This is a genomic window from Collinsella aerofaciens (assembly GCF_040910265.1).
Classification (GTDB): Bacteria; Actinomycetota; Coriobacteriia; order Coriobacteriales; family Coriobacteriaceae; genus Collinsella; species Collinsella aerofaciens_BK.
This window is the reverse complement of sequence record NZ_JBDGAW010000018.1, coordinates 26,170-50,843: the sequence shown is the minus strand read 5'-3', so window position 1 is coordinate 50,843 and position 24,674 is coordinate 26,170. Positions and strand designations below refer to the sequence as shown.

The 24,674-nt window shown below is 62.5% G+C and carries 21 protein-coding genes; 10 read left to right on the top strand and 11 right to left on the bottom strand.

Annotation, left to right across the window (positions count from 1 at the left end; genetic code table 11):
- Window positions 1-310: 310 nt before the first annotated feature.
- The 4 genes from AB5Z14_RS07820 to AB5Z14_RS07805 form a co-directional block, all read right to left on the bottom strand.
- On the bottom strand, window positions 311-2,458 hold the full coding sequence (locus AB5Z14_RS07820; RefSeq protein WP_368130977.1) for a Tex family protein: 2,148 nt from the start codon (window positions 2,456-2,458) through the stop codon (window positions 311-313).
- Between the two features lie 177 nt (window positions 2,459-2,635).
- A complete protein-coding gene (locus AB5Z14_RS07815) occupies window positions 2,636-3,676 on the bottom strand; it encodes a Gfo/Idh/MocA family protein (protein WP_368130976.1) in 1,041 nt (346 codons plus the stop codon).
- A gap of 69 nt (window positions 3,677-3,745) precedes the next feature.
- The gene (locus AB5Z14_RS07810) at window positions 3,746-5,002 is read right to left on the bottom strand and encodes an MFS transporter (protein ID WP_195534652.1); all 1,257 of its coding nucleotides are present in this window, start codon (window positions 5,000-5,002) and stop codon (window positions 3,746-3,748) included.
- 66 nt (window positions 5,003-5,068) lie between these two features.
- Entirely contained in the window at window positions 5,069-5,950 is an 882-nt protein-coding gene (locus tag AB5Z14_RS07805; protein ID WP_138375130.1) for an SDR family NAD(P)-dependent oxidoreductase, read from the bottom strand.
- Window positions 5,951-6,183: 233 nt separating this feature from the next.
- Between AB5Z14_RS07805 and AB5Z14_RS07800 the strand changes: the two genes are divergently transcribed.
- Entirely contained in the window at window positions 6,184-7,062 is an 879-nt protein-coding gene (locus AB5Z14_RS07800) for a LysR family transcriptional regulator (RefSeq protein ID WP_117817035.1), read from the top strand.
- A 205-nt stretch (window positions 7,063-7,267) separates the two neighbouring features.
- Here the strand turns inward: AB5Z14_RS07800 and AB5Z14_RS07795 are convergent, their stop codons facing one another.
- Genes AB5Z14_RS07795 through AB5Z14_RS07785 form a run of 3 tightly spaced genes read right to left on the bottom strand, consistent with a single transcriptional unit; the run spans window position 7,268 to window position 11,502 of the window.
- On the bottom strand, window positions 7,268-9,187 hold the full coding sequence (locus AB5Z14_RS07795; RefSeq protein WP_368130975.1) for an ABC transporter ATP-binding protein: 1,920 nt from the start codon (window positions 9,185-9,187) through the stop codon (window positions 7,268-7,270).
- Complete coding sequence (locus AB5Z14_RS07790; RefSeq protein WP_368130974.1) at window positions 9,180-11,003, bottom strand: ABC transporter ATP-binding protein; 1,824 nt, start codon at window positions 11,001-11,003, stop codon at window positions 9,180-9,182. Before AB5Z14_RS07790 ends, AB5Z14_RS07795 begins: the two co-directional genes overlap by 8 nt.
- Window positions 10,996-11,502 (bottom strand): MarR family winged helix-turn-helix transcriptional regulator, encoded by a 507-nt coding sequence (locus AB5Z14_RS07785; RefSeq protein ID WP_368130973.1) that lies wholly within the window; start codon window positions 11,500-11,502, stop codon window positions 10,996-10,998. Before AB5Z14_RS07785 ends, AB5Z14_RS07790 begins: the two co-directional genes overlap by 8 nt.
- Before the next feature lie 276 nt (window positions 11,503-11,778).
- On the opposite strand from AB5Z14_RS07785, the gene AB5Z14_RS07780 reads away from it, so the two are divergent.
- Both AB5Z14_RS07780 and AB5Z14_RS07775 read left to right on the top strand, forming a co-directional pair.
- Window positions 11,779-12,603 (top strand): PfkB family carbohydrate kinase, encoded by an 825-nt coding sequence (locus tag AB5Z14_RS07780; RefSeq protein WP_368130972.1) that lies wholly within the window; start codon window positions 11,779-11,781, stop codon window positions 12,601-12,603.
- The gene (locus tag AB5Z14_RS07775; protein ID WP_195363460.1) at window positions 12,596-12,925 is read left to right on the top strand and encodes a TIGR04076 family protein; all 330 of its coding nucleotides are present in this window, start codon (window positions 12,596-12,598) and stop codon (window positions 12,923-12,925) included. Before AB5Z14_RS07780 ends, AB5Z14_RS07775 begins: the two co-directional genes overlap by 8 nt.
- 170 nt (window positions 12,926-13,095) lie before the next feature.
- Here AB5Z14_RS07775 and AB5Z14_RS07770 read toward each other — a convergent pair whose 3' ends face one another.
- The 4 genes from AB5Z14_RS07770 to AB5Z14_RS07755 all read right to left on the bottom strand — a co-directional run bounded on the left by AB5Z14_RS07770 (window position 13,096) and on the right by AB5Z14_RS07755 (window position 16,408).
- Window positions 13,096-13,542: a low molecular weight protein-tyrosine-phosphatase gene (locus AB5Z14_RS07770; RefSeq protein WP_117747000.1), complete on the bottom strand. Its 447-nt coding sequence runs from the start codon at window positions 13,540-13,542 to the stop codon at window positions 13,096-13,098.
- Window positions 13,543-13,575: 33 nt separating this feature from the next.
- Window positions 13,576-14,946, bottom strand: a complete 1,371-nt coding sequence (locus tag AB5Z14_RS07765; RefSeq protein WP_368130971.1) for an ATP-binding protein — start codon at window positions 14,944-14,946, stop codon at window positions 13,576-13,578.
- 212 nt (window positions 14,947-15,158) lie between these two features.
- Complete coding sequence (locus AB5Z14_RS07760) at window positions 15,159-15,347, bottom strand: hypothetical protein (RefSeq protein ID WP_368130970.1); 189 nt, start codon at window positions 15,345-15,347, stop codon at window positions 15,159-15,161.
- Window positions 15,296-16,408: an MFS transporter gene (locus AB5Z14_RS07755; protein WP_368130969.1), complete on the bottom strand. Its 1,113-nt coding sequence runs from the start codon at window positions 16,406-16,408 to the stop codon at window positions 15,296-15,298. Before AB5Z14_RS07755 ends, AB5Z14_RS07760 begins: the two co-directional genes overlap by 52 nt.
- 161 nt (window positions 16,409-16,569) lie before the next feature.
- On the opposite strand from AB5Z14_RS07755, the gene AB5Z14_RS07750 reads away from it, so the two are divergent.
- From AB5Z14_RS07750 to AB5Z14_RS07720, 7 genes are all read left to right on the top strand, one after another.
- On the top strand, window positions 16,570-17,517 hold the full coding sequence (locus AB5Z14_RS07750) for an isopentenyl-diphosphate Delta-isomerase (RefSeq protein ID WP_368130968.1): 948 nt from the start codon (window positions 16,570-16,572) through the stop codon (window positions 17,515-17,517).
- 244 nt (window positions 17,518-17,761) lie between these two features.
- Complete coding sequence (locus AB5Z14_RS07745) at window positions 17,762-19,219, top strand: SLC13 family permease (protein WP_368130967.1); 1,458 nt, start codon at window positions 17,762-17,764, stop codon at window positions 19,217-19,219.
- A gap of 142 nt (window positions 19,220-19,361) precedes the next feature.
- Window positions 19,362-20,849 carry a UbiD family decarboxylase gene (locus AB5Z14_RS07740; protein ID WP_368130966.1) on the top strand — a complete coding sequence of 496 codons (1,488 nt, stop codon included), beginning with the start codon at window positions 19,362-19,364 and terminating at the stop codon, window positions 20,847-20,849.
- Between the two features lie 33 nt (window positions 20,850-20,882).
- On the top strand, window positions 20,883-21,461 hold the full coding sequence (locus AB5Z14_RS07735; protein WP_055252424.1) for a UbiX family flavin prenyltransferase: 579 nt from the start codon (window positions 20,883-20,885) through the stop codon (window positions 21,459-21,461).
- Window positions 21,462-21,552: 91 nt separating this feature from the next.
- Window positions 21,553-22,422, top strand: coding sequence for a MerR family transcriptional regulator (locus tag AB5Z14_RS07730; RefSeq protein ID WP_195534636.1), 870 nt, complete (start codon window positions 21,553-21,555; stop codon window positions 22,420-22,422).
- Window positions 22,423-22,617: 195 nt separating this feature from the next.
- Window positions 22,618-23,487: a hypothetical protein gene (locus AB5Z14_RS07725; protein ID WP_055252426.1), complete on the top strand. Its 870-nt coding sequence runs from the start codon at window positions 22,618-22,620 to the stop codon at window positions 23,485-23,487.
- 79 nt (window positions 23,488-23,566) lie between these two features.
- On the top strand, window positions 23,567-24,460 hold the full coding sequence (locus tag AB5Z14_RS07720; protein ID WP_271744993.1) for an aldose 1-epimerase family protein: 894 nt from the start codon (window positions 23,567-23,569) through the stop codon (window positions 24,458-24,460).
- Window positions 24,461-24,674 lie beyond the last annotated feature (214 nt).

The window sequence follows — 24,674 nt, the reverse complement described above, 5'->3', positions numbered from 1 at the left end:
GCCCCGACGGAGGGGAGGCGCCGCGCGCTCGGGCGGCGCGCCAGGGAGATAGTGGACGAGATAGTCGAGAAGCGCGGTCTCAAGAAGGAGTAACATCGGGACTTGCAGCGACGGACCTCAGGACACTCTTACACCACGTCTGCGCGCGCGACCAACCGAAGCATGGAACAGCCCCCGTTTTGGCTTTAATTTCGCTAAAACGGGGGCTGTTTTTGGCGTTATTGTCTCTGTGGGGCGTTCGGAACGGCGGAAACTGCAGAATACTCGCGATTTTGCACGTCGCTACAGGGGGTACCCTTGCTTTGGCGGTTTACTTGCCCTGCACCATGGTGAGCGAGATCTTCTTGCGGTCGCGATCGACCTTTTCCACCCACACCTTGACCGTGTCACCGACGCGCACGACGTCGCTGGGGTGCTTGACAAAGCGGTTGGCCAGCTTAGAGATATGTACGAGGCCGTCCTGGTGCACTCCCACGTCGACGAAGGCGCCAAAGTCGACAACGTTGCGCACCGTGCCCTTGAGTTCCATGCCGGGTTCCAGGTCGTCGATGGAAAGCGCCGAGCGGCTAAAGACCACCTCGGGTGCATCGTCGCGCGGGTCGCGACCGGGCTTCTTGAGTTCGTTGACAATGTCGATGAGCGTGAGAGTGCCGCAGTCCAGGTCGCTTGCCAGCGCCGAGATACTGCCCAGGCGGCGCTCGATGTCGGGCACGCCGCCGCGGCTGAGCTCGCTTGCCGCAACGCCGGCGCGCTCCAGGACGGCCGTGGCTACCTCGTAGCTCTCGGGGTGGACGCTTGTCGCGTCAAGCGGGTTCTTGCCGCCGCTGATGCGCAGGAAACCCGCGGCGTTGAGGTATGCCTTGGGTCCCAGCTTGGGGACCTTCTTAAGCTGGCGGCGATCGGTAAAGGCGCCGTTTTCCTCGCGGTAGGCCACGATGTTTTTGGCCACGCTCGGCGTAATACCCGATACGTATCCCAACAGGCTCGCGCTCGCGGTGTTGACGTCGACGCCCACGCGGTTGACGACGTCTTCCACCACGTGGCCCAGGGTGCGCGAGAGTTCGGCCTGGTCAAGGTCGTGCTGGTATTGGCCAACGCCGATGGACTGGGGCGGAATCTTGACGAGCTCTGCCAGTGGGTCTTGCAGGCGGCGGCCCAGGCTCATGGCGCCGCGCACGGTGACATCCAGGTCGGGATACTCCTGGCTCGCGAGCTCGGAAGCGGAGTACACCGACGCGCCTGCCTCGTTGACGATCGTGTAGCGAAGGCTGGGCGCCTGCTCGGCAATGAACTCCGAGACAACTTCCTCGGTCTCGCGGCTGGCGGTGCCGTTTCCGATGACGATGGTGTTGACGCCGTCCTTTTTGACGAGGCGGGCGAGCTCGCGCTTGGTGCCGGCGACGTCGTGGCGCGGTTTGGTGGGGTAGACCACGCCGTGGTCAAGCAGCTTGCCGGTCTCGTCCATGACGGCGACCTTGCAGCCGGTGCGGTAGCCCGGGTCGAGCGCGAGCACGCGGGCGCCGCGGACGGGGCGTGCCGAGAGCAGACCCTCAAGGTTCTTGGCAAAGACGTTGATGGCCTCGGTCTGAGCGCGGACGGTGAGCTTGGCGCGTGCCTCGCGCTCCAGCGAGGGAGCCATCAGTCGTTTGTAGCCATCGGCGATGGCGGCGTCAAAGACGGGCGCGAAGACGCCCTGGCGGCGGGGCCAGCGACTGCCGAGGCGCGCCGTGGCGGCGGCGCCGTCGACGTTCACGCGTACGCGGAGCTTGCCCTCGCGCTCGCCGCGGTCGATGGCCAGCACGCGGTGGTTGGGGATGCGGCGCAGCGGCTCGTCAAAGTTGTAGTAGGGCTCGTAGGGAGTCTTCTCGGCGGGGTCGGTGGCCTCGACGACGATGTCGGCGGTGTTTTGCGTAAAGGCGCGCAGGTCGGCGACGTTCTCGGGGTCCTCGGCCACCGTCTCGGCCACGATGTCGGCCGCACCTGCAAGCGCCTTTTCGGGTGTGTCGAAGCCCGCCTCCTCGTTGACGTAGGCTGCGGCGGCATCGAGTGCGCTGCCCTTGGCGGATGCCTGCATGATGATCATGTTGGCGAGCGGCTCCAGGCCGGCCTCGCGAGCCTTCTGAGCGCGGGTCATGCGCTTTTTGCGGTAGGGCTTGTAGAGGTCCTCGACGCGCTGGAGCTGCGTGGCCTCGCGAATCTGCTGCTCGAGCTCGGGCGTGAGCTTGCCCTGGGCGTCGATGAGCAGGATGACATCGTCTTTGCGCTGCTCAAGATTACGCAGGTAGGACAGGCGCTCGTCGAGCGCACGCAGGGCGACGTCGTCCATGCCGCCCGTGGCCTCCTTGCGGTAGCGCGAGATGAAGGGGATGGTGTTGCCCTCGTCGATGAGCTTGACGGCCGCTTCGACATTGGCGGCCTTAAGGTTGAGCTCGCGGGCAAGCTGGGCGATAAGATCCATGGGACTCCTTGCGTTTGAGGTGCGTTTGCAGCACAGGGCTACCAAGGATACCATCCGCGACTACCCTGCAGCAAAAAGCCCCGCGGGCAGGAGGCTGCTCGCGGGGCGAAGAAGAGGGGCTTATTTGTGACGGGCCAAGGGGTTCGGCATAGGGGTTTGCCGCAGCCCGCTCGGGCTTTACAGCTCGACGAGGTTGCCGGTCTCGGCGGCCTCCTTGATGGCGTTGAGAAGCGTGAGCGTCTTGACGTTATCGGCGGGGGTCACGACGGGCTCGACCTCGCGGCGGACAACCTTCACAAAGTGCTTGAGCTGCATCTTGTGCGGCAGCGCTGGGTCAACGGCCGGGATCTCCATCTGCAGCGGCTTGTGCCAGTTGGAGGCGCCATCGTAGGAGAACTGGTGCAGGCGGGGCAGCGACAGGGCGCCCTTGGTGCCGCCGATAAAGTAGGCGTCGGCGTCGAAGGGGCGGTACTGCGGATCCTCGCGAGCGGTGGCCTCCCAGTTCCAGGGGCTGGCGGTGGCGTCGGAGATGGTCATGCTCGCAAGCGCGCCATCGGCAAAACGGACGTTGACCACGGCGGAGTCCTCGGTCTCAAAACCGCGGGCGGCGCTGGACTGCATGCCCTGGACGGCAACGGGCTCGCCCAGCAGGTAACGGAGCAGGTCGACGTCGTGCACCAGGTTGACCAGGATCGGGCCGGCACCCTTCTTGCGGCGCCACTCGACATCGAAGTACTCGTCGTTCTTATAGATCATGTAGTGGAAGCTCGATACGGTGAGCTTGCCCAGCTCGCCGGACTCGATGATCTCCTTGGCCTTGTTGACAAAGGGGTTGTGGCGACGGTGCTGACCAACGAGCACGGGCACGCCGGCGGTCTCGGCCTCGGCGGCGAAGGCCTGGGCATCCTCGAGGTCGTTGGAGATGGGCTTTTCGACCAGCGGCACGATGTTGCGCTTGACGGCCTCGCGGGCAACGCCCAGATGCAGGTCGTTGGGGGTGGCGATAATGACGGCCTCGGGCTTGACCTCGTCCATCATCTGGGCGGGATCGGTGTAAAACGGCACGCCGGCGGCCTCGGCCGTGGCGCGGGCGCCCTCAAAGGCGTCGGCGATGGCGACGAGCTCGGCCTCGGGCTCCTCGGTGACAAAGCGGATGTGGTTGCGGCCCATGGCGCCGGCGCCGATAACGGCAATGCGGACGGGGTTGAGCTCAGACATTTCGACTCCTTAATACTGGTGGCGATGGAATGTGACAAAGGGACAGTCCCTTTGTCACATTGGCAATTACTAAGCGGACTTCTTCTTGCTGTCGGAGACCATCATGTAGACGGTGAGCACGACGGCGATGGCGGCGATTACGATGGCGCCGTAGAAGGACTGCTGGTAGGCGGCGCTGCCGGCCTCGGCGTGATACAGCACAGCGGTGATGGGCTGGCTGATCCAGGTGGAAGCGGCGTAGCCCAAAAACATGATGCCGTAGTTGACGCCGATGTTGCTGGTACCAAAGGCGCCACCGGTGAGCGGCGGGTAGATGACGAGCAGGGCGCCAAAGCTAAAGCCGAGCAGGGCGAGCGCCACAAAGAACATGCTCTGCGTAAAGCTCATCGACATGATGACGAGCGCGACGATGGTGACGACAAGGCTGATGAGCAGCGACTTGTAGGCACCGAGCTTGTCGATGATCTGACCAAAGGACAGGCGGCCGACCAGGTTGGCGCAGGTGTTGACGGAGACGACTACGCCGCCGAGAGCGACGGCAGCGGCGCTCGTGGGGTCGGCGAAGAGCTGGACGGCGGCGATGGAGGCAACCTTGCCGACGAGCAGGGTGCCGGCGGTGGCGGCAAAGGCGAAGGTGATGATGAGGACCCAGAAGCGCGGGGTCTTGACCATCTCGCCCGGGGTGAGGTCGCCGAAGGTACCGGCGTGCGCGCCGCCCTTGGGGGCCTCGAAGCCCTCGGGCAGCCAACCGGCCTCGGGGGCCTTCAGGAACAGGGCGGAGGCGGCGATCATCACAAAGAAGATGACGCCGAGCGCCTTAAGGGCGCCAAAGATGCCAAGGCTCGGGATGAGCAGCGAGGCGAGCACCGGGGACAGCACAGCGGGGCCGGCGGTCGAAGCGGCCAGGGTGATGCCGGAGGCGAGGCCCTTCTTGTCGATGAACCACTTCTGACCGGTGGTGAGCGCCGGGTTGTAGCCCAGGCCGTTGCCGACGGCGGCGACGAGCGAGAACCACAGGTAGAACTGCCACGGCTCGGTGACGGTGCCGGACATGAACCAGCCCACGCCGTAGCACACGGCGGCGGCGATCACAACGTTGCGGGGGCCGATCTTATCGGAGATGCGGCCGGCGAAGATGCCCGTTACGGCCATGATGGTCTGGAAGACCGGGAAGGCCCAGGTAAGGGCGCTGGACCACTCGGGGTAGACGGCGAGCAGGTTTTTGCTCACGACGGAATACAGCGCGATGGAGCTGATGAAGAACATGGTGACGCACGCGGCGGAAAGCACGACGGCGCGACCCTTGTTGGAGTTGGTGGAAGCCATTGGACTCTTTCTAATCGATGTGGGGAGGGGAGGGACTTGTCCCGCACCCCTCTCTACCGGGCGGGTTTACTGGTCGGTCGGCTTGGCGACGCCGGACTCATCGGACCAGAGCTCGACACCCTTGTTCTTAAGGTAGTTGTCGGCGTATGCGCGACGGCCGCCGGGCTTGGCGGTGAGGTCGCCCATCATGTTGGAGAAACCGCCATCGACCTTGATGGCGTCGCCGGTGGTAAAGTCCGAGCGCGTGGATGCCAGGAACATGACGGCGTTGGCGATATCGCTGACCTCGCCGATGCGGCGCGTGGCGATCAGGCGGCTGCGGCTCTTCTCGACCTCGGGGTCGGCGTAGAAGTTGGCCGACATGGGGGTCTTGACGAAGCAAGGCTCGACGCAGTTGGAGCGCACGCCATACGGGCCCCACTCGGCAGCGAGCATCTTGGACATCATGTTGACGCCGGCCTTGGTGGAGCTGTACACGCCCGAGAACGTCTCGGGGGAGTGGCTGGCGACGGTGGAGATGTGCACCAGGCGACCCTGGCCGGCCTTGATCATCTCGCGACCAAAGCGCTGCGAGGTGATGAAGTAACCGGTGAGGTTGACGTTGAGCACCTGCTCCCAGTCGCTCAGCGGCAGGTCCTCCATAGCGGCGAAGCGCAGGATGCCGGCGGTGTTGACGAGGACGTCGACGCGGCCGAAGTTGGCGATGGTGGCGTCGACGGCGGCCTGAACCTCGGCCTCGTCGGTGGCGTTCATCTTGTAGCCCTCGGCGTGGATGCCAAACTCTGCAGCGAGGTCGGCGGCAGCGGCCTTGACCTTTTCCTCGTCCAGGTCGAGCATGACGACGTTGGCGCCATTGCGGGCGAACTCGCGGCAGATCTCGGCGCCCATGCCGCCGAGTGCGCCAGTCACGGCGCAGACATCGCCCTCGAGCTTAAGCCAATTGCTCATAGGAACTTCCCTTCTTGTGCCTCCCTGTGGGTCGCTCCCATTAACCGACCCACGTGGTTTTCGCTGGTTATCGTATGCTTTGCGTTTGCGCAGGTGAATTGCATATTTGTTAGAATGGCATTAACCATAGGTTTATACTATGCATTGAGGTTTGTTCTCAATTGAGCGCGTGACCTGCGAAAACGACCCCCTGCGGTGCTGTGCGCCCGCGCGTGCGAAAACGGGAGATTGACGTGTACGATCGACGACTTGACGCTATTTCGGCCGCCGCGGAGCTGGGAAGTTTCTCGCGCGCGGCGGCAAAGCTGCGCGTGTCGACGCCGGCACTCGTCAAGCAGGTTTCGGGCTTCGAGGCCGAGTTCGGCATCACGCTGTTCGAGCGGTCGCACTCGGGCGTCAAGGTGACGCCGGCGGGCGCGCTGTTGGTGGACGACGCGCGCTCGATCATGCGCCAATCCGAGGATGCGTTGCGCCGCGCCCGGCGAGCGGCGGGCGATGGCGGTGCGGTGCGCCTGGGCGTATCGATGATGTGCCCGGGGCGCCACACGCTCGCGCTGTGGCCGCAGGTGCACGACATGGAGCCGCGCTTGCGTTTTGAGATTGTGCCGGTGGGGGACCTTTACGATGAGCGCGAGACCGTCATGCGCAGTCTGGGGCGCGAGGTGGATGTGGTGCAGTCGAGTTTTTCGACCCCGCGCTGGGGCGACGCCTGCCAAAAGCTCCGCATCGTTACCGTGCCGTTTTATATCGACGTGCCGCGCACGAGCCCGCTTGCGCGCAAGACGCGCATCACAGTTGCCGACCTGGAGGGCATGCGCCTGCGCGTGCTCCGTCACGGCAACGACGCCATGGACAGCCTGCGCATCGACCTTTTGGCCGACGGCGGCGTGGACGTGATCGACGTGGATAGCTTTGACTTTGCGCTTTTTAACGAGGCGGAGGAAAAGGGCGACGCGGTGCTCACCTGCGGCGCATGGTCGGGCGTGCACCCTGCCTTTGTGGGCGTGCCGTTCCTGTGCGGCCGCGAGGTGCCAGTCTATTTGCACTACCCGCTCGAGCCTACCCTCCAAGTCCAAAAATTCGTCAACGCCATGGCCCAACTCCTCAAGTAGCTTACACAAAACGAGGCCCTGGCCAAACGGTCAGGGCCTCACTAACTTTTATTCCGTTTTAAATGACGGGCTAATCGCGTACAGGAGGGTGCCCCGGGGACGGGCGGGGTATTTCCTCCGCGCGCAGTTTCGCAGCGAAGCGAGAATGTTTGAGCACGGAGGAATTACCCCGACGCCCCGGGGAACCCTCCGTCAGTAACCGTTCCTACTCCAGCTCAAACGCTCCCGTGTACAGCTGGTAGTAATACCCGCGCTTGGCGATCAGCTCGTCGTGGTTGCCGCGCTCGATGATGCGGCCGTGATCCAGACAGATGATCGCGTCAGAGTTGCGCACGGTGGACAGGCGGTGTGCGATGACAAACGTCGTGCGGCCTTCCATGAGTTTATCCATGCCCGCCTGCACGATGGCCTCGGTGCGGGTGTCGATGGAGCTCGTTGCCTCGTCCAGAATCATTGCCGGCGGATCGGCGACGGCAGCGCGGGCGATCGAGATCAGCTGGCGCTGGCCCTGCGACAGCTGGGCGCCGTTGCCGGTGAGCATGGTGTCATAGCCGTCGGGCAGGCGGGTGATAAAGTCGTCCGCGCCCGCGAGCTTGGCCGCCGCGATGCACTCCTCGTCGGTCGCATCCAGGTTGCCGTAGCGGATGTTATCCATCACGGTGCCGGTGAACAGGTTCACGTCCTGCAGCACGACGCCCAGGCTTCGGCGCAGGTCGGCCTTGCGGATCTTGTTGACGTTGATGCCGTCGTAGCGGATCTTGCCGTCGGCGATGTCGTAGAAGCGGTTGATGAGGTTGGTGATGGTCGTCTTACCGGCGCCGGTGGCGCCGACAAACGCGACCTTCTGGCCCGGCTTGGCGTACACGGACACGCCGTGCAGCACCTCGTGGTCGGGCGTATAGCCAAAGTCCACGTTGTCCATGACCAGGTCGCCACGCAGCGGCACGTACTCGATCTCGCCGGTCGCGCGGTGCGGATGCTTCCACGCCCACATGCCGGTGTGGTGATCGGCCTCCTCGAGCTGCCAGGTCTCGGGGTTCACCTGGGCGTTGACGAGCGTCACGTAACCCTCGTCGGCCTCGGGCTCCTCGTCGAGCAGCTCAAAGATGCGCTCGGCGCCGGCGAGGCCCATGACCACGGCGTTGATCTGCTGCGAGATCTGGCCGATCTGGCCACAGAACTGCTTGGTCATGTTGAGGAACGGCACCACGACGGCGATGGAGAGCGCCATGCCCGAGATGCTCAGGTTGGGCACGCCCAGCGCCAGGAAGATGCCGCCGGCCAGCGCGACCAGCACGTAGAGCAGGTTGCCCAGATTCATGAGGATCGGCATGAGGATGTTGGCGTACATGTTGGCCTTCTGCGAGACCTCGAAGAGCTTCTCGTTGCGCTCGTCAAAATCGGCCTCGGCGGCGGCCTCGTGGCAGAACGCCTTGACGACCTTCTGGCCGTTCATGACTTCCTCGATATGACCCTCGACCACGCCGAGCTCGGTCTGCTGCGCGATGAAGAAGCGCGCGGAGTTGGAGCCGAGCAGCTTGGTCATAAAGGTCATAAAGGCGACGCCGGCGATGATGACCAGGCACATCCACACGCTGTAGTACAGCATGATGAAGAACACCGTGACGATGACGATGATCGTCATGAGCAGGTTGGGCAGCGACTGGCTGATCATCTGGCGCAGCGTGTCGATGTCGTTGGTGTAGTGGCTCATGATGTCGCCGCGCTGGTGCGTGTCGAAGTAGCGGATTGGCAGGTCCTGCATGCGGTTGAACATCTTCTCGCGCAGCTTCTCGAGCGAGCCCTGCGTGATGACGGCCATGGCGCGGTTCCAGAACAGCGACGAGGCGACGCCCACGGCATAGATGCAGCCGAGGGTAGTCACAAGCTTCAGAATCTTGGGCTGCGCGGCCGTCCAGTCGCCCGACTGCCACGATTCGCTAATGACCTGCAGCGCGCTCTGGAGAAACGTCGCGCCGATGGAGTTGATGATGGCGCAGAGCACAACGCCGGCGACGACGAGGGGCAAAAGCACCGGGTAGAAGCCAAAGAGCATCTTGATCAGGCGCGTCATGGTGCCGCCCTTGCGGTTGCGCGCGCGCTCGGCGGTAGCGGCCTTACTCATGTGCCTCGCCTCCTTCCTGGGTCTGGGCTTGCGGTGCGGATGCCTCGGTGTCGGCTGCGGCGGTCTCGGCCGCCTCCTCGCCCTCGGCACTCATCTTGTTCTGCGAGGTAAAGGTCTCGCGGTAGATCTCGCTCGTCTTGAGCAGCTCGTCGTGGTTGCCGATGTCCTTGATGCGGCCGCCCTCCATGACGATGATACGGTCGGCGTCCTGCACGGAGCTGATGCGCTGGGCGATGATGAGCTTGGTCGTGTTAGGCAGATAGCTCGCCAGGCCCTCGCGGATCTTGGCGTCGGTCTTGGTGTCGACGGCGCTCGTGGAGTCGTCCAGGATCAAGATCTTGGGGCGACGCAGCAGGGCGCGCGCGATGCACAGGCGCTGCTTCTGGCCGCCGGAGACGTTGGAGCCGCCCTGCTCAATCCAGGCGTCGTAGCCCTTGGGGAAGCCGTCGACAAACTCGTCGGCGCAGGCCAGGTGCGCTGCCTCGCGGACTTCCTCGTCGGTGGCGTTCGGGTCGCCCCAGCGCAGGTTTTCGGCGATGGTGCCGCTAAACAGCACGTTTTTCTGCAGCACCATGGCCACCTGGTGGCGCAGCGCGTCCAGATCGTAGTCGCGAACGTCCACGCCGCCGACGCGCACAGTGCCCTCGGTGACATCGTACAGGCGGGCGATCAGATTCACGAGCGTCGACTTGGCCGAGCCGGTGCCGCCGATAATACCGATGGTCTCGCCGCTCTTAATATGCAGGTCGATATCGTCGAGCGCCTGGCGCTTGGCATGCTCGGAGTACTTAAAGCTCACGTGATCGAAGTCGATGGAGCCGTCGGCAACCTCGTGCACGGGCTCGGTCGGATTGGCGATCGTGGGCTCGGCGGCCAGCACCTCGGTAATGCGGTGCGCCGACTCATCGGCCATGGTCACCATGACAAAGATCATCGACAGCTGCATCAGGCTCATCAGAATCTGGAAGCCGTAGGTAAAGATGGAGGAGAGCTGGCCCACGTCGAACAGGGTGCCCTGGCTCGTGATGATGAGCTCGGAGCCCAGGTAGATGATGACGACGAAGGCGCCGTTGACGCAGATGTTCATCATGGGGTTGTTAAAGGCGAGCAGCTTCTCGGCGCGGGTGAAGTCCATCTGGACGTCGCGTGCGGCGGTGGCGAACTTCTCCTTCTCGTAGTCCTGGCGCACGTAGCTCTTGACCACGCGCATGCCGGTGACGTTTTCCTCGACCGACTCGTTGAGCGCGTCGTACTTGTGGAATACGCGGGCAAAGATCGGGCGCACCTTATAGATGATGAAGAACAGGCCAAAGCCCAGCAGCGGAATAATGACCAGGTAGACCATGGCGACGCTGCCGCCCATGGCGTAGGCCATGGTAAAGGCAAAGATCAGCACCAGCGGCGAGCGCACGGCGATGCGGATGAGCATCATAAAGGCCTGCTGCACGTTATTGATGTCGGTGGTGAGGCGCGTGACGAGCGAGGAGCTCGAGAACTCGTCGATGTTGGCGAAGCTGAACGTCTGGATCTTGTAGAACAGGTCGCGACGCAGATTCTTGGCAAAGCCGCAGCTGGCATGGCTGCAGGTGATGCCCGCAGCGGCGCCAAAGGCGAGCGACGTCAGCGCGATGAGCACCAGAAGACCGGCGGTGGGCAGCATCTCGGCAACGGCGGCGCCGTCCTTGATGGCGTCAATCATGTCGGCGGTGATAAACGGGATCATCATCTCGCAGATTACCTCGCCAAGCACCAGCAGCGGCGTGGCGATCGTGACCTTCTTGTAATCGCGGATGCTGCCCATAAGGGTTTTAATCATCCAGTTCCTCCCAGGTTACGCGGATTTTCTCGAGCATTTCGGCAAGCTGTTCGCGCTCGTCGTGGGTGAGCGCGCTAAAGGCCTGCTCCCTAAAGCGGATGCGTGAGACTTGGTCGATGCGGGCCTTCTCCCAGCCGATCTCGGTCAGGCGAATGGTGAGCTGACGGCGATCTTTTGGATTGCGGCTGCGCTCGATAATGCCGGCGCACTCGAGCTTGGACAAGATCTCGGAAAGCGATCCCGGCTTAAGGTCGAAGTGCATGCCGAGCTCCTGCTGCGACATTTCGCCGTTTTCCTGCTTGGCGAGCAGGCAGACGATGGGCGCCTTGCCGGACACGCCGCCGCCGTGAAAGTGCATGTAGTGGCCACAAAAGCCAAGGCCGTTGAGGATGCGCTTGGCGAGCTTGTCTTCGGCGCTGATCGCCTCGGGCACGTCTGCCGGCTGCGAAGGATCGCCGCCGGGCTCGTGCGGACGAAGGTTAAGGGGTTCATCGCACATGAATTCGTATCGCTCCTTTCTTTAGTTAGGTAGTGGGATTGTTTTGTGCCTAACTAATCTAGGAGTGTAAGAAATAATTGTCAAGGTACCAAAGTAGTTTGGTCCAGGGATTGGTGAAAGTGATCCCTTGGGGACGGAGGAAAAGGGATCATTTTCCGAAACCTTTCCGCAACAATGCGCTCTTCGCGGCCCTGGCGCCTGTTCGCAACGCCCCCTGCGCTACACTTAGTCGCACTATGGCGCTGCCGCGCCGCGCCCGACCCAAGGGGGACACTCATGAAGAACACTCAGCTGCTGCTGATCAACGATATGTGCGGCTACGGTAAGGTCGCGCTTTCCGCCATGCTGCCGGTGCTGTCGCACATGGGCTACCGTATCCACAACCTGCCGACGGCGCTTGTGTCCGATACGCTCAACTATCCCAAGTTCTACATCCACGACACTACGGAGTACGTGCGCCAGAGCCTTGCCATCTGGGAAGAGCTCGGCTTTGAGTTCGACGCCATCTCGACCGGCTTTATCGTGACCGAGGAAGAGACACGTATCATCTCGGACTTTTGCCACCGTCGCGCGCAAAAGGGCACCAAGGTGTTCATCGACCCCATCATGGGCGACAACGGCAAGCTCTATGCCGGTGTTCCCGAGTCCACGATCGGCCTCATGAGGCATCTGCTCGAGTGCGCCGACTATGCGGTGCCCAACTACACCGAGGCCTGCCTGCTCACCGACACGCCCATCGCCGAGCACATCACGCCCGATGAGGGCCGCGTCCTTGTGGACGCCATGCGCACACTGGGCGCCAAGTCGGTGGTCATTACGAGCGCTGTGGTCGACGGCACGAACGCCGTCATCGGTTACGACCACGTGGCGGGGGAGTACTTCACGATTCCCTTTGACCTGATCCCGGTTTACTTCCCGGGTACGGGCGATACGTTCTCGGCGGTGCTCGTCGGTCGCGTGATGGCCGGCTGGAGTCTGCAGCGTGCAACGGCCGATGCCATGCGCGTGGTGGCAGAGCTTATCGAGCGCAACGCCGACCAGGAGGACAAGTCCGCCGGCCTGCCCATCGAGGCCTGCCTGGATGTGATCGACCATGAGTAGCGCCGGCGAAAGCATCCCCGAGCCCGCGAGCGAGAACAAGCCGCTCGGTGCGCCGCGTGGCAAGCGCCCGCGTATTCGCATTAGCTGCGTGGACCAGCTGGGTACGTGTCGCTGCCACCATGGGCACAAGCCGGGCGACGTCTTCGACTTCGACCGCGATCGCGGCAAGATGTGCTCCATGGCCTGCCACGTGGGCTTTCCCTATATCGACATCCTGCGCTACGGCGGCACCGTGCCTGGCAACAAGCCCGGCACGGCAAAGTTCTGCTGCCCCGAGGTCGATACGTTGAACGTCTGGCTCGCCGAGATCGTCGACGAGTAATCGAGCGTGGATTTTCGCCCGCCAAGATAATGAGCGTGGATAATCTCCCGTTTAGAGCGTGGTTTTACGCTCAAAGTGGGAGAAAATCCACGCTCAATTTGTATGCGGGAGATTATCCACGCTCATTTTATGCCGATGGCGTGGCTCACGCATCCGCGCCGCCCGGGCGCCTACAGTTGCTCGAGCATGGCCGTGCAGCCGGCGAGCACATCGCGGTAGGTGGCATCGAAGTTGCCGGTGTACCAGGGATCGGCGACGTCGCCGGGGCGATCGGTCCAATCCAGCAGCCGCGAAATCTTGCCGTCGGCATCGTCGCCGAAGATGCGACGCAGGCCGCGCGCGTTCTCGGCATCCATATAGACGATGTGGTCCCAGTCACCATACTCCGCGCGACGAACCTGGCGCGCGCGGTGCGCAACGACGGGAATCCCGACCTCGCGCAGCTTGGCGACGGTGCCATGATGCGGAGGGTTGCCAATCTCCTCGGTCGAGGTCGCGGCAGAATCAATGACGAACTCCGCCTCGCGCCCAGCACGGCGCACCAGCTCGGCAAACACGGACTCAGCCATCGTCGAGCGACAGATATTCCCGTGGCAAATAAACAGTACGTGCTGCATATGATGGTTCCTTTCTGGGCGGTCGCGCGGGGGTTACAGACTGCCCTTGAGGCAGTTTGCTCCGATAAAGCCCGCTGCGTACAAGGGGAGATGGCGCAGCTCGCGTCCGTCATCGGTTTCGCTGCGGGCAAAATTGTTCTCGGACAATATGTAGGCATACGGCGACCAGGCTTTTTCCATAAACGACCCGAGCGTTCTCGCGCGCACGTTGCGTGCGGATTTTACCTCGACGGGAACGATCTCCATACGGTCGGTCTGAAGTAGAAAATCGAGCTCGCCGTTCGTTTTCCAAGACGACGGTGGCATCCAGTAATACGTCTGCAAACCATTGCCCGAAAATGCCTGCATGACCGAGTTCTCCGCCAAGGCACCTCGAAAGTCGGAAGACAGCGCAATGGCGGAATCCTCTTTGAGGTCGAGCCAGAGTCGCGGGTTGATACCGAGTTTGTAGAACATGAGGCCCGTATCGAGAAGATAGACCTTAAAGAAGCTCCCGTCTTCGTCGTCGAAGGGGACGAGGGGAGGTTCGATGCCTTCGGTCAGGTTGTTGACCGATATGATGCCGGCGCCCTCGAGCCAGTCGAGTGGCTCGATGAGCTTTGAGCGTCGGCCTCCGCGTTCGACCTCGGAGTACTTGAATTTCTTGGTTGAGGATCGTAGCAGCTGGGATGGAATGGAGCGCCAGACCTTGCGCGCTGCTACGCCGCTGATCCCGTTTTCGGGGTCGGTCATATCGGCGGTGTAGGTCTCGTCGATTTCGCGCTGCTCGACGCGCGCGTCTTCGATGGAAAGCGTCTTGCGATATGCGTTGACGGCGGCGGGCATGCCGCCCACGATTTGGTATCGATGAAACAGGTTGAGCGCGGCTTGGTGTGCGGCGTAGGTCTCGAGCGTGTCGGCGTGGGTACGAACGGCATCGGCCATCTGCTCCTCGCCGAGCGCCCAGAGAAACTCCTCGAACGACATGGGATGCATGGTCTCTTGGCGGACGCCGCTGGGAAAAGGCAGCTTGCGCTTGCGCGTGGCGACGCCGAGCTGACTGCCGGTCGCGCATATGCGCCAGCCCGAACCCGAGAAAAAGCGAAGCGAGTTGAGCGCCCGTTCACAGAGCTGAACCTCGTCAAACAGGATGAATGCGGTTTCTTTGCGAATGGGGGTGCGTTTATAGTCTGAGATTCGTGCCACGATGGTGTCAACGTCGTCGGTGGGGCAGTCGAACAGCGGGGCAATCAGCTCAAGATCGGTCTGAAAGTCGAGTTTGACAAACGCATCGCCGGCGATTCGTCTGCCGATTTCCTCGGCAGCGTACGTTTTGCCCACGCGTCGTGCGCCACGGATGAGGAGGGGGCGCGAGGCGTCCTTTGTCGCCCATGATTCGATAACGGATTCGATTGATCTGCGCATGGGGCCGCCTTTCCAATTTCGTGTACTTCAAGTACATAGTTTAGTACGATTTCGTGTACTTGAAATACACGAAATCGTGGAAAAACGTGCATTTCAAGTACACGAAATTGAATTGCTGGAGCCTGCGGGCGGATAAACACTGCTCGTATGGTGTGGTTTTCATCGGACGCCCGCCGCGCTGAGCTGTACTTGCGCCTGCCTCGATCCCACCCCTATGCCTGCATCGAAGATTGTGCTGCCCGCTTGCGCTCCCAGCGCGCCAGCTTGATCGTCACCAGCGTGAGCACCCAGGCTACGAGCGAGAACGCGGCACCAACTGCGCCCACGTAGGCAATGCCAATGCCACTCACTACCGCGCCGCCCACCGCGGTGCCAAACGAGATGCCGACGTTAAACGCCATGGGCTCCACCGAGCTCGCGAGCACCATCGATTTGGGATGGCGGCTGCGGGCCACGTCCATAAAGTGCGTGATGCACGAGACCGAGAACAGGTACATGAGCAGCGCCAGGCTGAAGACAAAACGAGCGCGAGGGGCATGGCAGCGCCCAGGGCAAACAGCCCAAACAGCGCCGCGGCCTGCAGCACAAACGTCACGAGCAGCGCTTTCATGCCAAAGCGCGCATCGATCCATCCGCCCAGGATGTTCGAGATCAGGCAGAACATGCCGTAGGCCATAAGCGTGGTGCTGGCCTCGACCGTGCCCATGCCTAGCACCTGCTCCAGATAGGGCGTCACGTAGCCGTAGAACACATAGACCGAACCCACGCCAAACAAAAAGATGAGCATGCCGGTGATAATACTCGGCTCGCGCAGCAGCCCCGCCTGTTCGCGGAAGGTGGCGGGTTCATCGGTCTGCCCGGCGCGCGGCATAAACGCCACGAGCGCGCTGCAGATCAAAACGGCAAAGGCCAGCGCGCCGTACATGGCCACGTGCCAGTCGAGCGTATCGGCCACAAACTTGCCGATCGAGGTCACAAAGACCATCGCCACGGAGAATGCGCCATACACCACCGAGATGGCAAGCGAGGTCTGCTGCGGGGACAGCAGCTCGGGGATATACGTCACGCCCACGGCGAGCAGTGCGCCCGAGACGGAGCCCAAGATGATGCGCGAGGCGAACAGCACCTGGAAGTTGGGCGCCAGCGCCATAACCAAGTTGCCCAGCACAAAGACGATGCTGTAACACACGAGCAGCTGGTAGCGGCGGAAGCGTCCCGTGCTGAGCGCAAGCGCCGGCGTCGCGATGGCGTAGACCAGTGCAAAAACGCTGATGAGCTGGCCCGCAGCGGCAAGCGATATGCCGAGTTCCGTCGCCAAGTCACTTTCGATGCCGATGACCACGAACTCGGAGCAGCCGAGCGAGAATCCCAGCAGCACGAGCAGCGCCAGGCAGAGCCTGGTGCGCGCGGGGGAGAGCGCGGCGGCGGTTGACTTACTTTTAGGCGTGGTTGCGGCGGTCAAGGTTGTCACTCCAATGTCGCATGAATAAGCGGGATTCAATCCCTGCAACTCTAACAGAATGTGTCAGGTGCCTGCCTCCTTTGTCGCAGGCTGCGCTTGCCTGTATAGTCGCAATACAGGCGAAGATGGTCTCAGGTACATTGCGGGCGACAGGAGATCCCATGGGTATGCACACGACAAAGGTTGTAGTGGGCGAGGGCAAGTTTGCGCTCGAGGCCCAGTTGACGGTGACGCCGCGAGGCATGGCGGTGTACGCCTGCTCGCCGGAGTTTGCGCACCTGGGCGCCACGGCGCAGGCCATTCCTCGCCCCGAGCCCGGCCGTACGGCGACGGTGAGCATCCTGGCCGTTCCGTGCCATCGAGACGAAATTCCGGCGCACGATATTGCGGCGGCGCTGGCCACGCGCTTTGGCGTGCCGGTAGTTGCAAGCACGGGTTTTCATGTGGAGAACGCGACCGCGGACGACTTGCGGCGCATGCTCGATACCACCAAGGAACTCATCGCCGCGCTCGAGGAGGCCGCAGCCCGCATTCTGCGCGCCGGCTGGGATGAGGGCGGCGCAGGCGCCGAGGTCGTGGCGGTCGATGCCGCGACCGGCGAGGCGCTTGGCCCCGTCGACCGCATCGAGGCCCATACCGGCGAGGGAATCCTGCATCAGGCATTTCTGACGCTTCTGGTCGAGGGCCAGGGCGAAGACGCGCGCCTGCTGCTCTGTCGTCGCAGTCCGCTCAAACGTCTGTGGGGCGGGGTGCTGGCCGATAGCTGTGCCGGCCATCCGCTCCCCGGGGAAGACGTCGCGGCCGCCACGGCATGTCGCATCAACGAAGAGCTTGGCATCATGCGCGAGCCCGATCAGCTCAAGCACCTCGGACACGTGGTGTACCGCGAGGACCACGGCGACGGCCGCTGCGAGTGCGAATGGTGCGAGGTCTACCTTGCCCATGTTGAGCCGGGCGAGCTGCATATCAACCAAGAGGAGATCTCGGAAGTGCGCCGCGTGGCCCCGTCCGAGCTTAAAGGCTACCTGCAGGGTCACCCCGAGCAGCTGGCCCCCTGGCTCCGCGAGGCCCTCAGCGACCCATCCATCCGTACGGATCTCGCTATGTGAAACAAAAGACAGTCCCTTTGCCACATCCAAACCGTCACAACATTCGATGAAAATCTCGAAATCGAGGAAAAGCGTCGAATGTTGTGACGGTTTTTGCCCAGAGGATCGCTTCTCATCCAAAAATCCCGCTTGACTGTATTGCCGCAACACAGCGCAACGTAAGGGGTGTCCGATAACGGGCGCCCCTTTTTAAGTGGCAACGTGGCTGCGAATCCGGAGCGCCCCCAACAAGAAAGGTGGGGAGATGGAAGCGGAAAAGAAGGCGTTTAAGATCACCAAGCGCGAAATTGGCTTTGTGCTGGGTATCGTTGTCTTTTTGCTGGTGAAGTTTCTTCCTTTGGCGGAGTTGAGCTCGACGGTCGAGCTTACGGTCGGCGGTCAGACCTGTCTGGCACTGACGCTCGCCACGGTGGTGTTCTGGGCATGTGGCGTGGCGCAGCCGGGCTTTGTGGGCCTGCTCTACTGCGCGCTGCTCGTTCTGTTCAAGGTGTGCGTGGACGACACGGGCGCCGCGAGCATCTCGGCGACAGTCGCCTCCACGTTTAGCTCCTGGACCAAAGCCACCATGTGGCTCGTCATTGGTGCCTACCTCATCGCCAGCGCGGTCAAGGAGTCGGGCCTGGGCGAGCGCATCGCCTATGCGTTTATGCTCAAGTTCGTGCGCGACGCCAAGTCGCTCATCATCTCGATCTTCGCGCTCACCTTTGTGCTGTCGCTGCTGATCCCGCATCCGTTCCCCCGCGCCTTCCTCATCCTCGCCGTCGTCTCGGTCATCGCCGAGTCCGCCGGCTACGGTGACGACGACAAGGGTAAGCTCGGCTTCCTCGTGTTTGCCGCTGCTGCCCCGGGCTCCATGTTCTTCCTGACGGGCGACTCCACACTCAACCCGCTCGTCGCGCAGTACAGCGTCGAGGCCGGCGGCATGAGCCCGTCCTTCGTCGACTGGTTCCTGTACATGAGCGTGCCTATGCTGGTCGCGCTGCTGTGCACCCTGTTCCTGGGCCTCTTCCTCTTTAAGCCCAGCAGGGAGCTCGTTTACGATCGCGAGCAGATCGTGGCCAAGCAGGCCGCGCTCGGCAAGCTCTCCGTCAAGGAGATCCGCACCATCGTGTGGCTTGTCATCGCCATCGCGCTGTGGCTTACCGTCTCGGGCGATTACATCGGCTGGGTGACACTTGCCATCGGTGTCGCGCTCGCCATGCCCATCATCGGCGAGGTTCTCACTCCTGCCAGCTGGAACGCTGTCGACATCAAGTCCCTCATGTTCCTGACGGCCGCCATGGCCGTGGGTTCCGTGGGCGGCGCCACCGGCATGAACGCCTGGATCGCCGACGTCGTGCTTCCCAGCTCCGTGCCCGAGAACATCTTCCTGTTCGCCCTGCTCGTCGCCGCGCTCTCCATGATCATCCACATGTTCATGGGCTCGGTCATGGCCGTGCTCGGTGTGTGCGTGCCGGCGTTCATCAGCTTCGCGGCCGGCTCCAGCGTAAGCCCGCTTGCCGTGGCGCTCATCGTCTTCACGTCCATCAACATCCACTACATCCTGCCGTTCCACAACCTGCCGATCCTTATCGGCGAGGGCAAGGACGCCGGCGGCTACACCTCCAAAGAGGCCATGCGCATGGGTATTCCCCTCACCGCGGTCGTCTTTATCGTCGTGCTGGTCGAGGCCGCCTGGTTCCACCTCTTTGGCCTGATGTAAGCAGTCGAGTGCTTGGCTGTAATTAGCCGAGTGCTTGAACTGCGAGTGCCCGAGCGCCCCATCTATGAGCGCTGCGGCCCCATTACGTTACCAAGCCCGGCGGCATCCTCGCCGCCGGGCACTCTCCCGAAAGGAGCATGCTATGTCCACTACCGATGCTTCCCAGATCCACGACCTGCGCTCCGCGCTCGACTTTTTGCGCGAGATGCCGGGCCAGCTGCTCGAGACCGACACTCAGGTCGATCCCGATGCCGAGGTCTCGGGCGTCTACCGTCACGTCGGCGCCGGCGGCACCGTTATGCGCCCGACCAAAGAGGGTCCGGCGATGGTCTTCAACAACGTCAAGGGCTTTGACGATGCCAAGGTCTGCATCGGCATGCTTGCCAGCCGCAAGCGCGTTGCCGCCCTGCTCGACCTGGATGAGGAGCACCTGGGCCTCGAGATCGGCAAGCGCTTCGAGAACCTGATCGCGCCCGAGCAGATCGCCGAGGGTGCGCACGTCGACTGTCAGGAGGTCGAGTACAAGGCGACCGACGAGGGCTTTGACCTGCGCAAGATCGTTCCCGCTCCTACCAACACGCCCGTCGACGGCGGCCCCTACATCACCATGGGCCTCGCCTACGGCACGAGCCCCGACGGCTCCCAGTCCGACGTGACCATCCACCGCTTCTCCTGCGTCGACAAGGATAAGCTTGCCATGTGGATTACCCCCGGCAGCCGTCACCTGGGCGCGTTCTTTGACGAGTACTGCCAGCGCGGCGAAGACATGCCCATCTCCATCTCCATCGGTTTGGACCCCGCCGTGTACATGTGCTGCGGCTTCGAGGCTCCCACCACGCCGCTCGGCTTCAACGAGCTGCAGATCGCCGGTGCCCTGCGCGGCCACGCCGTCGAGCTTGCCGACTGCGTCACCGTTCCGCAGAAGTGCATTGCCAATGCCGAGTACGTGCTCGAGGGCTACCTCATGCACGACGAGACCATCAACGAGGACGTCAACGGCCACGGCTACGCCATGCCCGAGTTCCCCGGTTACACCGGTGGCGCCAAGGTCTGCCCGGTGATCAAGATCACCGCCGTTACCACGCGCGTCAACCCCATTATGGAGAGCTGCATCGGTCCTTCGCACGAGCACGTGTCCATGGCCGGTATCCCCACCGAGGCTTCCATCTACAAGATGGTCGAGACTGCTATCCCGGGCCGCCTGCTCAACGTCCACGCTGCACCCTGCGGCGGCGGCAAGTTCGTTGCCATCATGCAGTTTAAGAAGTCGAGCAAAAATGACGAGGGCCGTCAGCGCAACGCCGCCATGCTCGCCTTCTCGGCATTCTCCGAGCTCAAGCATGTGATCTTGGTTGACGAGGATGTCGACATCTTTGATATGAGCGACGTGATGTGGGCCATGACCACGCGCTTCCAGGCCGACGTGGACCTCATCACCATCCCCGGTTGCCACTGCCACGTGCTCGATCCGTCCAACGACCCCGCGTTCGACCCCACGATCCGCGAGCACGGCATCGCCTGCAAGGCCATCTTCGACTGCACGGTCCCGTTCGACCTCAAGAAGAACTTCATTCGCTCGCAGTTCATGGAGATCGACACAGACAAGTGGGCCAAGGAGATTGCTTTCTAGTAAGTAGCCCTACCAAGTAGTTAAGGAGCCGTCATGCCTGAGTCTTCTGTCCGTCCCCGTCGCATTGTCGTTGGCGTGTCTGGCGCCAGCGGTGCCGCGCTGGGCCTTGAGTGCCTCAAATGCCTGCGTCAGGCCGGTGCCGAGTCGGCGCTTGTCGTCACGCGCGGGGGAGAGATCACCATCGAGCAGGAGCTCGGCATGACGCTCGACGAGTTTGCCACGCATGCCGATGTGGTCTACGACAACAAGAACATCGGCGCCGCCATCGCAAGCGGCACCTATCCGGTCGACGGCATGATCGTGGCCCCGTGCTCCATGAAGACGCTCGCCGGCATCGCGAGCGGCTACAGCGACAATCTGTTGCTGCGTGCGGCCGACGTGCAGATGAAAGAGCAGCGCCGCCTGGTGCTCATGGTGCGCGAGACGCCCTTCAGCGCCATTCATGTCGACAACATGGCGCGCCTGGCGCGCGTACCGGGCGTCATGCTCATGCCGCCCATGCTCACGTTTTACAACGGCCCCGCCACGCTCGATGACGCGGTGCATCACATCGCCGCCAAGGCGCTCGAGGCCGTCGGCGTGTCATGTGCAAACTATAAGCGCTGGTCATAGGCGTCTTTAGGGTAGGATACGAGGAGTGTTTGAGCCCGCTGCCCCTGTGGGCGGCGGGCTTTTCGCGTCAAAGGATGTGTCGGGAGGATCTATGCAGACGGGCATGTATGCGATTAGCGAGATGGCGAGCTTGTTCAATGTTTCGCGCCAAACGCTCATTTACTACGACAAGATCGGTCTGTTTAAGCCCGCCGTGGTGAACGAAAAGGGCTACCGTTTCTATTCGCCCACGCAGATCCCGCTCATGCGTCTGATCTGCATGCTGCGCGACCTAGGGCTCGAACTCGACGAGATTGACCGCCTGACCTCGACGTTCGACATTGGCGAGATGACCGATCACCTGCGCTCGCGGGTGCAAGCGCTCGATGAACAGATCGCCGGCCTCAAAGCTGAGCGCGCGAGCGTGCAGGAGCGCCTGAGCTTTTACGACGAGGCGGTTTACTGGCGCGAGCGCGAGGGCAGGCCGGAGCTCAAGCAGTTTGAGCGTCGCTACGTGGTCTTTGAGGAGTTTCCAGGCGATATCGAGCGCGGCCGCTCGATGCTTCACCCCACGCTCATGCGGGCCATCCTGCGCATGCGTGCGTTGACGGGCACGCGCCCTATGCGCGGCTGGGGTGCCATGCTGCGTCGTGAGGCGCTGCATTCCGACGACCCTATCGCCGGCGCGGGCTCCTTTGCCGTGCTGCCGCGCGGTGCCGAGGAACTGCTGCCGAGCGATCCCGCCGAGCTGGCAGAGATCGGCATCGAAGTGCTGCCCGAGGGCACATACCTGTGCATGAGCCGCTGGGGTATGCCGTACGAGCCCGAGGGCATCCGCGCCATCGTTGCCTGCATGGACGAGCACGCGCTCCAGCCCGTTGGCAACGCTTTCGACTTTTGCTACCTCGATACCACGAGCTACGACGAGTCCCACCAAGAGGACTTTTGCTGCATCCAAATCCCTGTTACCCTCCAGATGTGACAAAGGGACAGTCCCTTTGTCACATTCGTGGTGTGGCTGCTGCCCAAACCGTCACAACATTTGATGAAAATCTCGAAAACGAGGAAAAGCGTCGAATGTTGTGACGCTTTTCCTGTCTGTGCCGGCGAGCTCCCGTGCCATCTGGGGGTATAAGGCTGGCAAGTGTTTATTTGCGAGGCTTAAGGGGCGCCCCGTATGGATATCGATAACTTTGAATGGTGGTATAGCGAGGGCGAGGCTCCGGACGAGGAGTGGGACGAGCCCGCGCCGCGTGACGTGTCGAGCGACGAGGACGAGGCCGGCAACGATGCTGCTGTCGAGCCTGACGCCGCCTCCGATGCCGCCGAGCCCCTGACCTTTGAGCAGGCCTGGGCCCAAGCCGAGGCCGATGAAGCTAAGGCCGATGCCACGGCCACACTCGGTGAGCCGGCGGACATGTCCATCTCGCCGGCCAAGATCCCGCAGCCGCGCCATAACATCGACCCCGGCAGTACGGCATCCTTCAGCATTCTCGACGTGCCCTCGCAGGGTGCCCAAGCACCCGCGCCCACACGTCGCCCCGACCTGGCTCGCGAGGAGGACGCGGGCCGTCGCTCTCCGCTCGGCCCCATCCTCATCGCCTTCATGGCCGGCGTTATCGCATGCTCGGTAATTGGAAACGTCTGGAGCCATGTTGAACAACAACGAAAAGACGCCGCCAAGGTCGAGATGTCCGTCGAACAATCGCTCAGCCGCACGCGCTCGGTGCATGTATCGGTCGAGGTCAAGGACGGCGCGACGTGGGACACCGCGCGCGGCGACAGCCAGATGCTCGTCCATATCGTGGGTCGCACGCTCAAGGGGCAAGCGATCGACGAGTACCAATACGTCAATTCCGAAGGTGACGGCATCGAGCTCAAGCCCGGCGACTACGAGCTCACGGTCGATGAGCCGCCCGTCGCCACCGACGGCACGCGTTACCGTGCCTCAAAGCGCATGGTTCCGGTGAGTTTTAATTCACAGGCGCCCGATACGGTCGATAGCACGCCGCAGGGCGGGTTTGACCTTTACGCTATTGCTCAATAACTGCACCTGTCGCTCAACCCCGCCGCCAAGAGTGGGACAATAGCCCTCGACACCGTTGTTTACTATTGGAGGAAGTAGTATGTCCACCGTCACTACCATCAAGCGCGGCGGCCTCACCGCGGCCATCGATTCCATGGGTGCCCAGCTCACGAGCCTTGCCCTCAACGGCAACGAGTATCTGTGGCAGGGCGATCCCACCTTTTGGGGCAAGCATGCGCCCATCCTGTTCCCCATTGTGGGCTCGCTGCGCAACAACACGGCAACGTCTGCGGCCGGCACCTGCGAGATGCCGCGCCACGGACTCGCGCGCATCGTCGAGCACAAGCTGGTCGAGGTTTCGGAGGACGGCTCCTCGGTAACGTACGAGATCACCGATACGCCCGAGTCGCTCAAGGCCTTTCCGTTTCACTTTAAGCTCAACATGACCTATGCCCTGACCGGCGACGCCACGCTTACCCAGACCTTTGCCGTTACGAACACCGGCGACGTGGACCTGCCGTTCTCGGTGGGCGGCCACCCCGCATTTAACGTGCCCGCCCCCGGTGCCGAGGACGAGGTATTCGAGGATTACGAGCTGGCGTTTACCGAGGCCTGGACGAACGAGGCTCCCATCATCACGCCCGACGGTCTCATGACGTTCGAGGGTAGCTACAAGGCTCCCGATAACTCGGACGTGCTGCCCATCACGCACCGCAGCTTCGATAACGATGCCATCATGTTCACCGATACTCCGGGCTCCACGCTCACGCTGCGCGGCCGCAAGTCGGGCCACGGCGTCAAGATCGACTTTGAGGGCTTTAAGTACATCGGCGTGTGGTCTGCCGCCAACGACGCTCCGTTTGTGGCGCTCGAGCCCTGGACCGGCCACACCACCATGGACACCGAGGACGATGTCTTTGAGCACAAGGTCAACACCATCACGTTGGCACCGGGCGCTACCGACATCCGTTCCTTTAGCGTCACCCTGCTCTAGAGGTTCCGCCGTTCTAACGAACGACGGACCGGTCGACGCTGCGCCCTTAGGTTCCGCCGTTCTGATGAACGGCGGGTCGGTCGACGCTGCGCGCCACCCAGAGCGACAATTTGTCATTCAAAAGGCAAGGCATGACCAGAAGGTCTATGCCTTGCCTTTTTCATGCCAACTTGTTCGCTCTGGACGGCGCTCGCTGGCATTGCCAAAACATCGA

Excerpts from the sequence above, each read along its gene's own strand:
- AB5Z14_RS07820 (WP_368130977.1), bottom strand. The coding sequence starts at position 2,458 with ATGGATCTTATCGCCCAGCTTGCCCGCGAGCTCAACCTTAAGGCCGCC.
- AB5Z14_RS07815 (WP_368130976.1), bottom strand. The coding sequence starts at position 3,676 with ATGTCTGAGCTCAACCCCGTCCGCATTGCCGTTATCGGCGCCGGCGCC.
- AB5Z14_RS07810 (WP_195534652.1), bottom strand. The coding sequence starts at position 5,002 with ATGGCTTCCACCAACTCCAACAAGGGTCGCGCCGTCGTGCTTTCCGCC.
- AB5Z14_RS07805 (WP_138375130.1), bottom strand. The coding sequence starts at position 5,950 with ATGAGCAATTGGCTTAAGCTCGAGGGCGATGTCTGCGCCGTGACTGGC.
- AB5Z14_RS07795 (WP_368130975.1), bottom strand. The coding sequence starts at position 9,187 with ATGAGTAAGGCCGCTACCGCCGAGCGCGCGCGCAACCGCAAGGGCGGC.
- AB5Z14_RS07790 (WP_368130974.1), bottom strand. The coding sequence starts at position 11,003 with ATGATTAAAACCCTTATGGGCAGCATCCGCGATTACAAGAAGGTCACG.
- AB5Z14_RS07785 (WP_368130973.1), bottom strand. The coding sequence starts at position 11,502 with ATGTGCGATGAACCCCTTAACCTTCGTCCGCACGAGCCCGGCGGCGAT.
- AB5Z14_RS07780 (WP_368130972.1), top strand. The coding sequence starts at position 11,779 with ATGAAGAACACTCAGCTGCTGCTGATCAACGATATGTGCGGCTACGGT.
- AB5Z14_RS07775 (WP_195363460.1), top strand. The coding sequence starts at position 12,596 with ATGAGTAGCGCCGGCGAAAGCATCCCCGAGCCCGCGAGCGAGAACAAG.
- AB5Z14_RS07770 (WP_117747000.1), bottom strand. The coding sequence starts at position 13,542 with ATGCAGCACGTACTGTTTATTTGCCACGGGAATATCTGTCGCTCGACG.
- AB5Z14_RS07765 (WP_368130971.1), bottom strand. The coding sequence starts at position 14,946 with ATGCGCAGATCAATCGAATCCGTTATCGAATCATGGGCGACAAAGGAC.
- AB5Z14_RS07760 (WP_368130970.1), bottom strand. The coding sequence starts at position 15,347 with ATGGCGTTTAACGTCGGCATCTCGTTTGGCACCGCGGTGGGCGGCGCG.
- AB5Z14_RS07750 (WP_368130968.1), top strand. The coding sequence starts at position 16,570 with ATGGGTATGCACACGACAAAGGTTGTAGTGGGCGAGGGCAAGTTTGCG.
- AB5Z14_RS07745 (WP_368130967.1), top strand. The coding sequence starts at position 17,762 with ATGGAAGCGGAAAAGAAGGCGTTTAAGATCACCAAGCGCGAAATTGGC.
- AB5Z14_RS07740 (WP_368130966.1), top strand. The coding sequence starts at position 19,362 with ATGTCCACTACCGATGCTTCCCAGATCCACGACCTGCGCTCCGCGCTC.
- AB5Z14_RS07735 (WP_055252424.1), top strand. The coding sequence starts at position 20,883 with ATGCCTGAGTCTTCTGTCCGTCCCCGTCGCATTGTCGTTGGCGTGTCT.
- AB5Z14_RS07730 (WP_195534636.1), top strand. The coding sequence starts at position 21,553 with ATGCAGACGGGCATGTATGCGATTAGCGAGATGGCGAGCTTGTTCAAT.
- AB5Z14_RS07725 (WP_055252426.1), top strand. The coding sequence starts at position 22,618 with ATGGATATCGATAACTTTGAATGGTGGTATAGCGAGGGCGAGGCTCCG.
- AB5Z14_RS07720 (WP_271744993.1), top strand. The coding sequence starts at position 23,567 with ATGTCCACCGTCACTACCATCAAGCGCGGCGGCCTCACCGCGGCCATC.